Origin of the sequence: Archangium sp. Cb G35, from assembly GCF_001896145.1 — a bacterium.
Taxonomy (GTDB): domain Bacteria; phylum Myxococcota; class Myxococcia; order Myxococcales; family Myxococcaceae; genus Archangium; species Archangium violaceum.
In genome coordinates this window covers 1-12,569 of sequence record NZ_MPOI01000023.1, presented here as the reverse complement: position 1 = coordinate 12,569, position 12,569 = coordinate 1, and the positions used below count along the sequence as shown (strand labels likewise).

The 12,569-nt window shown below is 70.2% G+C and carries 14 protein-coding genes; 6 read left to right on the top strand and 8 right to left on the bottom strand.

Annotated features, from left to right (window positions below; translation table 11 throughout):
• Nucleotides 1-52: 52 nt before the first annotated feature.
• The 8 genes from BO221_RS48550 to rpmH all read right to left on the bottom strand — a co-directional run bounded on the left by BO221_RS48550 (nucleotide 53) and on the right by rpmH (nucleotide 6,677).
• Nucleotides 53-1,537, bottom strand: a complete 1,485-nt coding sequence (locus tag BO221_RS48550) for a tRNA modification GTPase (protein WP_073567772.1) — start codon at nucleotides 1,535-1,537, stop codon at nucleotides 53-55.
• Between the two features lie 25 nt (nucleotides 1,538-1,562).
• Complete coding sequence (locus tag BO221_RS55735) at nucleotides 1,563-2,735, bottom strand: hypothetical protein (RefSeq protein ID WP_198956337.1); 1,173 nt, start codon at nucleotides 2,733-2,735, stop codon at nucleotides 1,563-1,565.
• 247 nt (nucleotides 2,736-2,982) lie between these two features.
• A complete protein-coding gene (locus BO221_RS48540; protein ID WP_073567771.1) occupies nucleotides 2,983-3,213 on the bottom strand; it encodes a hypothetical protein in 231 nt (76 codons plus the stop codon).
• Between the two features lie 32 nt (nucleotides 3,214-3,245).
• Entirely contained in the window at nucleotides 3,246-4,028 is a 783-nt protein-coding gene (locus BO221_RS48535; protein WP_369866247.1) for a hypothetical protein, read from the bottom strand.
• Nucleotides 4,025-5,878 (bottom strand): membrane protein insertase YidC, encoded by a 1,854-nt coding sequence (yidC, locus tag BO221_RS48530; protein WP_073567770.1) that lies wholly within the window; start codon nucleotides 5,876-5,878, stop codon nucleotides 4,025-4,027. The genes BO221_RS48535 and yidC overlap by 4 nt, the downstream gene beginning before the upstream one ends.
• A gap of 16 nt (nucleotides 5,879-5,894) precedes the next feature.
• The gene (gene yidD, locus BO221_RS48525; RefSeq protein WP_073567769.1) at nucleotides 5,895-6,113 is read right to left on the bottom strand and encodes a membrane protein insertion efficiency factor YidD; all 219 of its coding nucleotides are present in this window, start codon (nucleotides 6,111-6,113) and stop codon (nucleotides 5,895-5,897) included.
• Entirely contained in the window at nucleotides 6,110-6,511 is a 402-nt protein-coding gene (gene rnpA, locus BO221_RS48520; protein WP_073567768.1) for a ribonuclease P protein component, read from the bottom strand. Before rnpA ends, yidD begins: the two co-directional genes overlap by 4 nt.
• 13 nt (nucleotides 6,512-6,524) lie before the next feature.
• Nucleotides 6,525-6,677: a 50S ribosomal protein L34 gene (gene rpmH, locus BO221_RS48515; protein ID WP_043401084.1), complete on the bottom strand. Its 153-nt coding sequence runs from the start codon at nucleotides 6,675-6,677 to the stop codon at nucleotides 6,525-6,527.
• Nucleotides 6,678-7,048: 371 nt separating this feature from the next.
• Here rpmH and dnaA point away from each other — a divergent pair, with 371 nt between their 5' ends.
• From dnaA to BO221_RS48485, 6 genes are all read left to right on the top strand, one after another.
• Nucleotides 7,049-8,401, top strand: a complete 1,353-nt coding sequence (gene dnaA, locus BO221_RS48510) for a chromosomal replication initiator protein DnaA (protein WP_073567767.1) — start codon at nucleotides 7,049-7,051, stop codon at nucleotides 8,399-8,401.
• 113 nt (nucleotides 8,402-8,514) lie between these two features.
• Complete coding sequence (locus BO221_RS48505) at nucleotides 8,515-9,015, top strand: hypothetical protein (RefSeq protein WP_073567766.1); 501 nt, start codon at nucleotides 8,515-8,517, stop codon at nucleotides 9,013-9,015.
• Nucleotides 9,016-9,204: 189 nt separating this feature from the next.
• Entirely contained in the window at nucleotides 9,205-9,831 is a 627-nt protein-coding gene (locus tag BO221_RS48500) for an NAD(P)-dependent oxidoreductase (protein WP_073567765.1), read from the top strand.
• Nucleotides 9,832-10,074: 243 nt separating this feature from the next.
• A complete protein-coding gene (locus BO221_RS48495; protein WP_073567764.1) occupies nucleotides 10,075-10,950 on the top strand; it encodes an alpha/beta fold hydrolase in 876 nt (291 codons plus the stop codon).
• Nucleotides 10,947-11,576 (top strand): hypothetical protein, encoded by a 630-nt coding sequence (locus BO221_RS48490; protein ID WP_073567763.1) that lies wholly within the window; start codon nucleotides 10,947-10,949, stop codon nucleotides 11,574-11,576. Before BO221_RS48495 ends, BO221_RS48490 begins: the two co-directional genes overlap by 4 nt.
• Nucleotides 11,577-11,630: 54 nt before the next feature.
• Nucleotides 11,631-12,569, top strand: a 939-nt coding sequence (locus BO221_RS48485; RefSeq protein WP_143196129.1) for a transposase DNA-binding-containing protein, incomplete at its 3' end; no start/stop codon positions are given.

The following is a 12,569-nucleotide window of genomic DNA, read 5'->3' as shown; positions in this document are numbered from 1 at the left end:
GGGAAGCATTCTAAGGAGGGGTCTGACACGAGCCGGGCGATGGGGCGGGTGTCTACTTACCGATACAGAAGCGCTGGAAGATGGCGTCGAGGAGGGCCTCGGAAGCGGAGGTACCGGACACCTCGCCGAGGGATTCGAGGGCGAGGCCGACCTCACCGGAGACGACCTCGATGGTGGAGAAGCGGCAGGCGCTCTCGGCGCGTGAGAGAGCGTCCGCGGTGCGGCGAAGAGCATCGGCATGACGTTCGGAGACGAGGGCGACGGCGGAGGGAGAGCCGCCGCCCCACAAGCGCGAGAGCATCAGGGAGCGGAGCGATTCAACCCCCTCGCCCGTGAGGCCACTGACGGCCAACACAGGCTCCGCCGAAACCACCCCAGACCCAAGGGCAGAAGAAACAGACCCACGGACAGAACCCCTCTCCCCTCGGGAGAGGGACGGGGTGAGGGTGCCCGCATCCCGGGTTGAGCCCGAGTCAATCCCCTCTCCCTCTGGGAGAGGGTCAGGGTGAGGGTCAGCGAGGTCCCGAGACCCGCGGACATCACACTTCCCCGCGACAAGAAGAGCAGGAGTGGCCCCCGCGTCACGAAGCCACCGCTGTGCATCATCTCCACTGGCCTCTGGGGGAAGCACGAGCACGGCGAGGTCGACAGAGGCAAGCACCTCGCGAGTGCGAGCAATCCCCAGTGCCTCCACGCGTCCGGGGGCCTCGCGAAGCCCGGCGGTATCGAGCAACACCACACCGAGCCCCTCCCACTCGACGCGGGCCTCCAGCACATCACGAGTGGTCCCCGGCTCCTCATCAACAAGAGCGCGCTGTTCCCCCAGGAGCCGGTTGAACAGCGTGGACTTACCCGCGTTCACGGGCCCATACAGGGCGACACGGGCCCCCCGGCGCACGAGCCGTCCACGGCCCACCTCGGCGAGCAGGGAATCCGCGGCGCTCCGCAACTCGGAGACACGGGCCTCCATGCCCTCATCGGCGCCCTCGGCCTCCTCGGGAAAATTCAGTACCCCCTCGAGGTCCGCATGGAGCGAGCGCAGGGGCTCCTCCAGCCCGCGGACGCGAGCGGAGAGCGCCCCCGCCAATCCCGCCGCGGCCGCGCGCACGGCGGCCTCGGAGTCCGCGGCGACGAGGTCGGCGACGGCCTCGGCGCGGGTGAGGTCGATGCGGCCATGCAGGAAGGCGCGGCGGGTGAACTCGCCGGGTCCGGCGTGGCGCACGGCGGGATGCTCCAGGGCGCGAGCGAGCAACATGCGCAGAAGCCGAGGACTCCCATGGGCCTGGAGTTCAACGACATCCTCCCCTGTGAACGAATGAGGAGCGCGGAAGAACAGGAACAGCCCCTCATCGAGCACGGAGCCGGAGGAATCGACGAAGGAGGCGAGGTACGCGTGCCGGGGAGTGGGCGAAGCGGGCACGCCGGGGGCGAGCATGCGGCCCACCTCGAGGGAGGCGGGGCCGGAGAGGCGGAGGATGCCGACGGCGCCGGCGGTGGGGGCGGTGGCGAGCGCGGCGAGGGTGGCGGGGGAGCTCATGAAAGGGTGCCCCCGCGAGGGGGGACTACAAGCCGGTGGGAGAGGCGGGGGAGTGGAAGTTCTCGTCGTAGCAACCGTTGCAGGACACGATGCCATTGCCATCGGCCTTGCCACCACGGAGTTGGGAGGAGGCGATGCGGATGGAATACCCCTCGGAGGAGCGCAGGGTCTGGGTAGCACCCGAGAGGGTGGAGCGCTGCACTTCCACGACTTGGGGAGCGGAGTCGGAGCGCAGCGTCTCCAGGGCGCGAGCCTGCTGACCCGAGGGGCCGGAGCCCGAGAGGGTGCTATCGCGGACGGAAGCGGGGGAGGAGGCCAGGCGCAGGCCGACGGACACACCGCCGTCGGAGGCGGAGACCTCGGCGCGCACGAGCACGAGGCGGGAGCCCTCGGCGTCGGCGCCCAGGGCCTCCGAGCCGCCCTGGCCCACGGCCGAGGAGTCCCACAGTTCCATGGAGCCCCCGCGCACGGAGACGCCGGTGGCCCGGGCTCCGCCGTGGGCGAGGAAGGTGGAGCCAGACACCTTCACGGAGCAGCCCTCGCAGGAGAAGCCCACGGTATCGCCGCGGGAGGACACGGCACTCGCCTGCACGCGCTCGAAGCCACCGGGGCCGGCGCCCGCGGTGGACAGCAGCGCCACGGTGCGCGAGGAGCCCTCGCGAGCCACGGCCACCACATCGCGGGCGCGGAACAGGGACGAGGGATTGGAGAGGGCCACGGCCTCGCCGGAGCCACCGAGGTGCTCCACGGTGAGGGAGCGCAGCTCGGTATGGTCCGCGGTCAGCACGGTGGGGCCGGCGGCGCTGGAGCGCACGGTGGTGAGTTGCTGTCCGGAGCCCTGCACGTGGATGTACGGGCGCAGCTGAATCCCCTGGGTGCCGAGGTCATACACGCCGGGCTCGAGGAAGAGGAGCCAGGGCTCCTCGGCGGAGACCTTCGTGATGGACTGGAGGGCCTTGCGCAGGTTCTCGCCGCCGATGAGGGGCGAGTCCCCCGGGGGCACGACGCGGATGCGGGCGAAGTTGCCGGGAGGTCCCATGGGCCCGGTGTCTCCCTTGGCACCCGGCTCACCGCGAGGCCCGGGGACGGACTCACCGGAGGCGCCCGGCTCTCCCTTGGGACCGGGGTCACCCTTGCCTCCACAAGCGGAGGCGGAGACGAGCAGGAGCAACAGGGGGAGGACGACGAGGCGCCGCATGCGAGAGGCCTCCTGAGCCCCGAGGGGCACGGCCGCCGGAACCCTTCCAGCGGGAAGCCTCCAGGAACTAGGCGCGCTCTCTCGCCGCGTCCATCGGACCCGAGGGGGGGCGCGGCCAGGAGACGCTCGGAACGTCCACCAGCGGCGCCCCGCGCGGGTGCGAGCCTACCGGCCGACACCTACCCGGGACCGCGGGACATCGCCCCGGGAGACGAGCCCCCGGGGACGAGACGAGCCCCCGGGAACGTCAGCTCCGGGGACTCTGCGCGGGGATGGAGCCGCGGGCGGCGCGCTCGACGCTCTCGCGGTTCTCCTCGATGTACTTCTCGACCGCGGCGTCCTCCAGCTCCAGGTCGCGGAGCACGCCGGGGTAGACGAACTTGAAGGCCGGGGACTCCTCGTCCCCGCGCAGCCGGAAGCTCATCTTCATCACGGCGGCGCCGTATAGCTTGTCCTTGAGCGACTTGGCCTTGCCCATGGAATGCCCTTTCGTCGGTGGGCCCCGAGGGCCTAGCCCTCGAGGTCGTCCTCGTCATCGTCTTCCGGCAGCATGCTCCGCTTGGGGAGCGGGGCGGGCTTCTCCGGAGTGAACACCACGCGCCGGTTGCGGCCCTCGCCCTCGCAAGAGACCTTCACCCCCGGCACACCCTCTACTGCTTTCAGGACGCGCGCGCGGTCATCTTGCTTCACAGTAACGAGGGCATAGAAGCGGCCCAGCGAGGCCGACTTCTCGGCCAGCTTGCGAGCCACCTCGCGCAGGGAGGCATCCTCGGCCACCTCCAGGGAGCGCTCATCCGACTCGGACGCACGGGCCGGGGCGGCGGGCGCCTTGGCGTGCTGGGCGGCCGCCTGGGCTCCCCGGGCGGGCTTGGGCTGCTGCTGCCGGGGCGCGGGCGCGGCGGCCGGGGGAGCGGGCTGCGGCGCGGGCGCGGCGGGCTGAGCGGCGGCGGTGGCCTGCTCGCGCTTCAACCGCTCGCTGCGGGGCTCGGGGTGGACGCCGGCGCCCACCAGGAGGAAGCGCCGCTCGGTGCCCGGGCGGTGGAGCATCTTGTTGAGGAGGAACTGGAGCGAGTCCACCACCTGGCTGCGCTTGCCCGGCTCCACCCCGGGAGGGGGCTCGCCCTGGAAGTGCAGGGCGACGGAGAGGCTGCCATCGCTGGCGTCCTTGAAGTCGAGCCGGGCGGGGAAGCCCATCATGCCGAGGATGTCGGTGAGCAGCCGCTCCACGCGGGAGCGCATGTCGGCGCCGCCCGCGGGAGTGGAAGTGGACGGAGGTGCCTGCACGTCGCTCACTTGCGCTTGCCTCCCGCCGTGGCCGTGGCCGTGCCCGCTGGCAGTCCGCCATCCCCGCCGCCCTTGTGCTCCTTGCTCTCCAGCCACTTCCTCAGCCCGTACTGCTGGGCGATGGAGAGGATGTTGTTGGTGAAGATGTAGAGCGCGAGGCCGGCCGGGTAGTTGAGCAGCGTGGCGGTGAAGAGGATGGGGACGAACCAGGTCATGATTTTGGCCTGGGTCGGGTCACCCATCTGCGGCTGGAGCTTCTGGGTGATGATCATGCTGATGCCCAGCGCCAGCGGCAGGATGTAGGTGGGGTCCTTGAAGGTCAGGTCGCGCCACACCGGGCCGAAGAAGGGCTCCTGGTAGATGTCGTAGCTGTTGCGCAGGGCGGTGAAGAGGGCGATCCACACCGGCATCTGGATGAGCATGGGGAGGCATCCGCCGAGCGGGTTCACCTTGGCCTCCTGATAGAGCTTCATCATCTCCGTGTTCTGGCGCTCGCGGTCGTCCGCGTACTTCTTGCGCAGCTCCTCGACGCGGGGCTGGAGCTTCTTCATGGCCTCCATGCTCACCATGGAGCGGTGGGTGAGGGGCAGGAGGATCAGCTTCACCAGCACGGTGAGCAGGATGATGGCCACGCCCCAGTTGCCCGCGAGGCCGTGGAAGAACTTCATGACGCCCACCAGCAGCTTGGCGATGACGGCCCACATGCCGTAGTCGATCGTCTCGGTGAGCTGGGGCTTGTAGGAGGTGGCGGCCAGGCCGGTGGCGTCGCGCAGGGCCTGGCTGGGCACGGCGGCGAGCAGGTCATCCTCCTTGGGCCCGAAGTAGCCGCCGAAGCGCAGCGTCACCGTCTCGCCGGCGGCCACGGTGAGCGGGAAGCTGGCGGTGACACCGCGCACCGCGGGGGTGGCCACGAAGTCACAGCGGCCCTGCAGGGGGCCATCCAGCGGGTAGAGCGCGGAGAGGAAGTACTGCTGGTCGATGCCGAAGTAGTGCACCAGGCCGCGCGAGTCCTCGGCGTCCGGCGCGCTCTGCTCGGGAGCCAGCTTGTGCTTCTCCTCACCCACGTGGCACGAGGCGTAGCTGAGGTTGCCCACGCCGCCGAAGAAGGACGGGGCGTGCTCGTTGTTCGGGTCGATGGCGCGGTTGTAGTGCACCTGCAGCTCACCGGTGGCCGCCTGCGCCGAGGTGTTCTTCACCTGCAGCGTGTAGAGCAGCTCGAAGCCCTCGCGAGGCCACTGCAGGCTCTTCGTCACCTCCCACGGGCCCTGGCGGGCGGTGAAGAGGGTGCCGTTGCCGGGGGTGCCCGTCTCGGCCACGGCGTAGCGCGCGTCGGCCGCCAGGGGCGCGGGGCCGGTGATGGACACGGACAGCGGCAGGGGCTGGCCGGCCACCGGCTGCGCCAGGTTCATCTGCGGCGGAGGCGCCACGTTGCCGCCGAAGAGCAGCTTGTAGCCCTCGGCGATGGACACCTGGCCCTGCTCGCGCATCTTCTGGCCCTGGAGCTCGGCCGACACGAGGCCCGCGCCCTGGGTGGAGAAGGAGTAGCGGGCCCACTCGCGCTGGAAGTCGAGCGTGCGCACCGGCGGGGGCGGCGTCGCCTCGGCGGCCACGGCGGCCTCCGAGCCCGTCCCGGTGGACGGCGTCCCGGTGGTGTCCGCACCGGCGGTGGGAGCGGCCGTGCCGGCATCGGCGCCGGCCACCACCTGCCCCGCGTCCGCGCCTCCGGCCTGGGGCGGCGGCCCCTGCGGGGCGAAGAAATAGGTGTAGGCGAAGGTGAGCGCCATCGCGAGGGCGAGCGCCACCATCAGTCGCCGCTGGGAGTCAGCCGAGTTGGGCGAGAGCGGATCCAGATCGTTCATAGGGAGAGGGGAGCCGTCAGGGCACCGGGTCGAATCCACCCGGGTGGAAGGGTTGGCAGCGCAGCAGGCGCCAGAGGATGAGGCGGGAGCCGCGCAGGCCCCCGTGCTTGTGGAGGGCCTGGAGGGCGTAGGAGGAACAGGAGGGGTGGAAGCGGCAGGCCGGGGGGAGCAGGGGCGAGAGGAAGCGCCGGTAGAAGCGGATGGGCAGCGCGAGCAGCCAGGCGAGAGGGCTCATCGGGTGGACTCCCGGGGGCCGGACGGAAACAACCTCTGCAGCTTGCGGGTGATGCCATCGAAGGCGCGAGACAGGTCCGAGAACGACGCATCCTTGGCGGACTGGCGCACGACCAGGACTACGTCCACACCGGAGGGCCATTGCCCACGACGCTTGCGGAAGAGCTCCCGGAGGAGCCTTCGCAGGCGGGCACGCTCCACGGCATTGCCCACCTTGCTGGAGACGGTCAGGCCCACGCGGCAGTAGGGCCGGGCGTTGGGCCGGGCGAGTCCCAGGAGGCTGTCAGAGGGAATCTTCTGACCCTTCTCCTGGACCTCGAGGAACTCGCGCCGGGTAAGCAGGCGCAGGGCCTTGGGAAAGCGCTCGTCGCGAGGTGGCGCCTGGCCCTCGGCCTTCACGCGAGCGTCCCGACTACTTCTTGTAGGACGACACCACCAGGCGCTTACGGCCCTTGGCGCGACGGCTCTTGAGCACGTCCTGACCGCCCTTGGTGGAGTTGCGCTTGCGGAAACCGTGGGTGCGGTTGCGCCGGATCTTCGAGGGTTGATAGGTGCGCTTGGACACGGCTGGACTCCTGGGACGACGAGACGCCCGAACGTGAAGTGGGCGCCCTTATCCACGAGACTGAGGAAGGCGGCGCTCGTAACCCGATCTCCCACCCAAGTCAATGTCGGATCACTCCGGGCTGTCGGGATCTGATGGACCGGCACCCTTTTGCGCCCCGCACCCGGGGTGAAACGGGCGGGGGGTGGGAAGACTCGCACCACAACCGGTGGGAGGGGGGTGAGGATTCCGGTGGGGGCTGAGATCGGACGAGGGGGTGTAGGGCCACGGAATGTCAGGAGTAGGGGCGGCAAACTTGATCGCCCAGGGGGGGCCTGTTAGCACGGACGGCCCCCTCCCTGGCGGCCTCGCCGGGGTCCTGGAGGCCTTTCGTGAACGCGCTCGCCCGCCCCCTGCCTGTCCAGCCAAGTGCCGAGAATGTCTGGGAGATGCTCCTGGACTGTCTCAAGCGGGATGGGAAGGACTACGCGCTGGGGTGGCTCAACCGGATGCAGCCGCTGGAGGTGCGCGAGGACGCGCTGGTGCTGGCGGTGCCGGACCGCTTCTACCAGGACTGGGTGGATGACCATTACCGGGGGCTGCTCGAGTCGACGCTGGCGCGGGTGACGGACACGCCCAACCGGCTGGGCTACGAGGTGGTGCCGGGCCTGGCGCCTCCGCCGGAGCTGCAACCCGCACCGGCGGTCAAGTCGGATGGGAGCCGGCCGCCCCGGCTCAACGCGAGGTTCACCTTCCAGAACTTCGTGGTGGCGGATAGCAACCAGCTGGCGGCCGCGGCGGCCCAGGCGGTGGCGGACACCCCGGGCCGGGCCTACAACCCGCTCTACATCTATGGCGGCACGGGCCTGGGCAAGACGCACCTGCTGCACGCCATCGGGAACAAGATCTGGGACAGGGACCCGACGCAGCGCGTGGTGTACCTGTCGAGCGAGCAGTTCACCAACGAGTACATCGAGAGCGTGCGAGAGCAGCGGATGCCCGAGTTCCGGAGGAAGTTCCGGGACGAGTGCGACGTGCTGATGATCGACGACGTGCAGTTCCTGGGGCGGAAGGAAGAGACGCAGCGGGAGTTCTTCCACACGTTCAACACGCTGCACGAGCAGGGCAAGGCCATCATCCTGACGAGCGACATGGTGCCGGCGGAGGTGCCCGGGCTGGAGGATCGGCTGCGCAGCCGGTTCAGCATGGGGCTGATCACCGACATCCAGGAGCCGAGCTTCGAGACGCGGGTGGCCATCCTCCAGAAGAAGGCGGTGATGGAGGGGTTGGACCTGCCGGACGAGGTGGCGCACTTCATCGCCCGGGCGTTCCAGAAGAACGTGCGGGAGCTGGAGGGGGCGTTGGTGAAGGTAAGCGCCATCCACTCGCTGTCGAGGCACCCGGTGACGGTGGACTTCGCCTCGCACGTGCTGAAGGACGTGCTGCCGTCGCGGCAGGTGGTGGACGTGGAGAGCATCCAGAAGGAAGTGGCGCGGTTCTACAAGGTGCCGGTGGAGGCGCTGAAGGAGGACCGGCGGCACAAGGCGCTGGCGCACGCGCGGCAGGTGGCCATGTACCTGAGCCGCAAGCTGACGAAGGGCTCGTTCCCGGAGATCGCCGCGCGGTTCAACAAGGACCACTCCACGGTGATTTCGGCGGTGCGCAAGGTGGAGAAGCTGCGCGAGACGGACGCCGGAGTGAAGCGCGAGCTGGACGAGCTGGAAGCGAAGCTGACCGGCGAGTGAGCGGCGCTTCCCCACGGAGCGGACAGCCAGACACCTGACCTGAGCGGTGACTTGACTTGAGGTGACCTCATGGGTCAACCTACTGGAGAAGTCACCACAGGAGGAGTGCGTCGATGGATCGATCCACGTCGGTGCCCATGGGGATGGGCGAGCAGTCCCTCACGCCAGGCGAGCAGCGCATCCTGGCTTTGATGGAGCAGGGCCAGCAGCGGCTGGAGCAGGGCCAGCAGCGGCTGGAGCAGCGCCTGCAATCGCTGGAAGACGGTCAGAAGCGCACCGACCAGCGCTTGGAGGGCATGGACCGGCAGCTCACGGAGTTGAAGCTCGACGTGGCGGAGGAGGCCATCCGCAGCAAGCAGCGGGACCGGGAGCTGGCCAGCCAACTGAAGCACGCGCAGGATGACCACCGGGACCGGACCGTCTGGCTCGTGGGGGAGATCAAGAGTGCCCAGCAGGCGACGCTCCAGACCATGTACGCGGAGATGAACTCGTTCCGGACCCCGCTGTCCGAGCGGCTCGCTCAACACGACACCCGGCTGGAGGCGGTGGAACGGACTCTCAAAAAATACGATGAGCGCCAGACCGAGGCCCCGCAGGTGGCCGCGTCACCTTGACGCCACACACCGAGCCTCCCGGTAGCGGGAACCCACGACCCACCGGCCGCCTCGGGACGCTCCTGCCGTGAACAGCTTGCGGACAAGCGTGGGCCGGGGGCGCTATACACCCGGAGCCGCGCTCGTCCGAGCCAGGGCCTGAGGGGCCCGGCCCCTGTACACGGGACGCGGCTCGGAGGAGCAACACCCATGCGGTTGACGGTCTTCGGAGCGACGGGGCGCGTCGGGCACACGCTGGTGCACGATGCGCTCGGGTTGGGGCACGAGGTGACGGCGTACGTACGCGACCCGAAGCGGCTGGGCCTGAAGCACGGGCGGCTCTTCGTGAAGAAAGGCAGCCTGGAGGACGGCGCCACCGTGGCCGAGGCCCTCCGCGGCGCCGAGGTCGTGGTCAGTGCCATCGGCGCCCGGGACGCCACCCACGCCGTCACCGTGGTGACCGAGGCCACGCGCTCCATCGTCACCGCCATGAAGACCGAGGGCCTCAAACGGCTCGTCACCGTGGGCGCCGCGGGACTGCTGCCCCACCCGGCCGGGGGACTCGCCGGAGAGCACGGCCTGCCGCCCTTCCTGCGCCATGCCTTCGAGGACCACCGGGGCGCGTTCCAGGTGCTGCAGGAGAGCGAGCTCGACTGGGTGGTGGTGTGCCCGCCCGTCATGCCCAGCGGCGTGAAGACGGGCAAGTACCGCACCGCCGTGGAGTCCCTGCCTACCGGCGGCCGTCAGGTCTACGCCGAGGACGTGGCCGACTTCACCCTCAAGACGGCCCTCGGCGCCGAGCACCACCGCGTCCGCGTCGGCATCGTGGGCGACTGAGCCCCCGCCGGGCGCGCTCTTCTCCAACTTGTCCAACAGTTGGACAAGTTCGCGAACATCGTCACCGGAGGGCGCTGTTCAACCCTCCCCTCGCCCTCCGGGAGAGGAGCCCCCCGTCGTTCAAAGGGGGGGCAAGCCCCCCAGGGTGAGGGTATCGCGCGTCCCGGGTTCCCACACGCGCTGGCGAACCGCGGCTCCGGGCCTTACACAGTGCCCACCCGTGAGCCCCCGCGAGTCCCTCGTATGAAGCCGGCCCCGCTGTTCCTCCTCCTTACCCTCGTGTCCGCCCTGTCTGGCTGCGCGCTTCCCGCGCCCAGCTCGGGCAAATTGCGGAGCACCGGACCCACTCCCGTCTCCGAGGCCCTCTTCGAGGTGCGCGGCCGGCACACGGACCTCGTGTCCGTGCGCGTCCTCTTCCCCTCGGACGCCGAGGGCCATCCCGCCCGGCCCGCCGACGGAGCGCCACTCCCCGGGCTCGTCCTCGTCCACGGCGGCTTCGTGTCCCCCGAGGGCTACCTCTGGCTCGCCGAGTCCCTCGCCGCGCGCGGCTACGTCGTCGCGATGCCCTCGCACCCGCTCGACCTGCCGCTGTCCGCCATCGACAACGGCCACTTCGCCCGCGAGTTGCTCACGTCCCCTCCCGAGGGCTCGCTCCTCGAGGGCCTCGTCCAACCCTCGCGCATCGCCGTGGCCGGCCACTCGCTCGGCGGCGTCGTGTCCGCCAAGCTCGCCCTCGACGGCGGCTTCGCGGCCCTCGCCCTGCTCGCCAGCTACCCGGACCCGGCCGACGCCGAGCGCATCCCCACCCTCACGGTGCCCTCGCTCTCGCTGGCCGGAGAGCTGGACTGCCTCTCGGAGCTGCCCCGCGTCCGGGAGGAGGCCTCCCGGCTCCCCGCGCCCTCGGTGCTCGCCGTCCTCCAGGGCGTCACCCACTTCCAGTTCACCTCCAGCGACCAGCGGGACGTGGAGGATGGCTGCGCGCCCACGGTGCCGCTCGACACCGCGCACGAGCGCATCGCCGAGGTCCTCTCGCGCTTCCTCCACGCCGCGCTGGCCGGACAGGGCACCGGCGCCGATGACATCCGCCAGGTGCCCGGTACGGAGGTGACCGCGCGATGAAGGCCCTCGTCTTCGCCAGTGCACTGCTGCTCGCCCCGGTGGCCGCCGCCGAGGCCCCCGTCCTCACCGCGCGCGGCCGCGTGGATGCCTCGCACCTGTCGCTGCTCGCGGGCACCCAGGGCGTGGGCCTGGGTTTCCTCCTCGCCTCGCCCCCCGTCCCCGAGTCCCGGCCCACCGCCTTCGGTGGCGAGTTCTTCATCCTCCCCTCCACCGGGGTGCTGGAATTGCGCGGCGCCGGCCAATGGCAGCTCACCTCGGGCCAGGGCGCATTCCAGGCCTCGGCGCAGCTCGGGCTCACCGCCTATGGCGTGGTGCGAGGCCCCGCGGACCTGGGACTCGGGCCGCACGCGGGCCTCACCGCGAGCCTCGGGGGTCCCCGGTTCGAGGGCTTCCTCGGCGCCCAGGCCGGACTCGAGGCCTTCCTGCGCACTGGCGGTCCCCGGGTGCCCCTGCGCGTACTGCTCGGCGCGCGCGGGCGGCTGGGGCCCTGGGGGCTCGCCCTCACCGCTCGCGCCGGAGTGGACTTCGAGGGTGGCCTGTACGCCACCTGGCGAGGCGATGTGCTGCTCGCCCTCAGCTGGTACGGCCGCGAGGTGTCCCCTCTCCCTCTGGGAGCTGATCATTAGCCACATTTCTCCAACTGGAGGAATGTGGCGCCGCATTCCATGACTTGAGAAGTAATGGAAACGGAAGTGACGGCGGCAGTAGCCCGGGTATGGGCCCAGCAGGAGTTCGGTAGGGCGCAGATAGGGGATGACAGGCGCACGCAGCGGCTGGTGGAGATGGCGGCGCATGTGGCGCTGAGGCCAGCAGGCAAGCTGACGCAGGTATGGGAGGAGGGAGCCGAGAGGGAGGGGGCGTATCGGCTGGTGGAGAATGAGGCGGTAGAGGCGAGGGACATGGCGAGCGCGGCGCACCAGGCGGCGTTCGCCCGAGCGCAGGGCCCGTACGTGTACGTGCCGGTGGATGGCACGTCACTGACGCTGCCAGCGGCGCGCAAGAAACCGAAGGCCAAGGGCTTCGGCCCGGTGGGCACGACGCGAGCCAAAGCACGGGGCCTGGAGGTGGTCAGTGCCATCGTGGTCAATGACAAGGGGGTGGCACTGGGGCCGAGCGGGCAGCACATGTGGGCGCGCAAGGCAGTGCGCAAGAAACCCGCTGCCAGCCGGGCGTTGGAGGACAAGGAGACGCGCCACTGGCTGGACGTCATGGAGCAGGTGCTGAGAGCGCGAGAAGCGGCCGGGTATGAGGGGCGGCCCTGGTTTCAGTTGGACAGAGGGGGAGACTGCCGGGACATCCTGCACTGGGCCGTCATGACGGACGGCTGGATGACAGTACGTGCCGCGCAGGACAGGTGCGTGGACTGGCCGCTGGAGGGCAAGCTGTGGCAGGTGGTGGAGGCCCAAAAGCCCCTGGGGCGCTACAAGCTGCCGGTGCCAGCTGGCCCCAAGCGCACCGCACGCGAGGCAACCATGCAGGTGCGAGCCACTGCGCTGGTACTGCCACTGAAACACGGCTGGACCAAGAAGCTGCTGCCGGTGGAAGTCTTCGCCGTGCAGGCGGTGGAAATCAGCCCCGTGCCGGCCAACGAGCAGCCCATTGAGTGGATGTTGCTGACC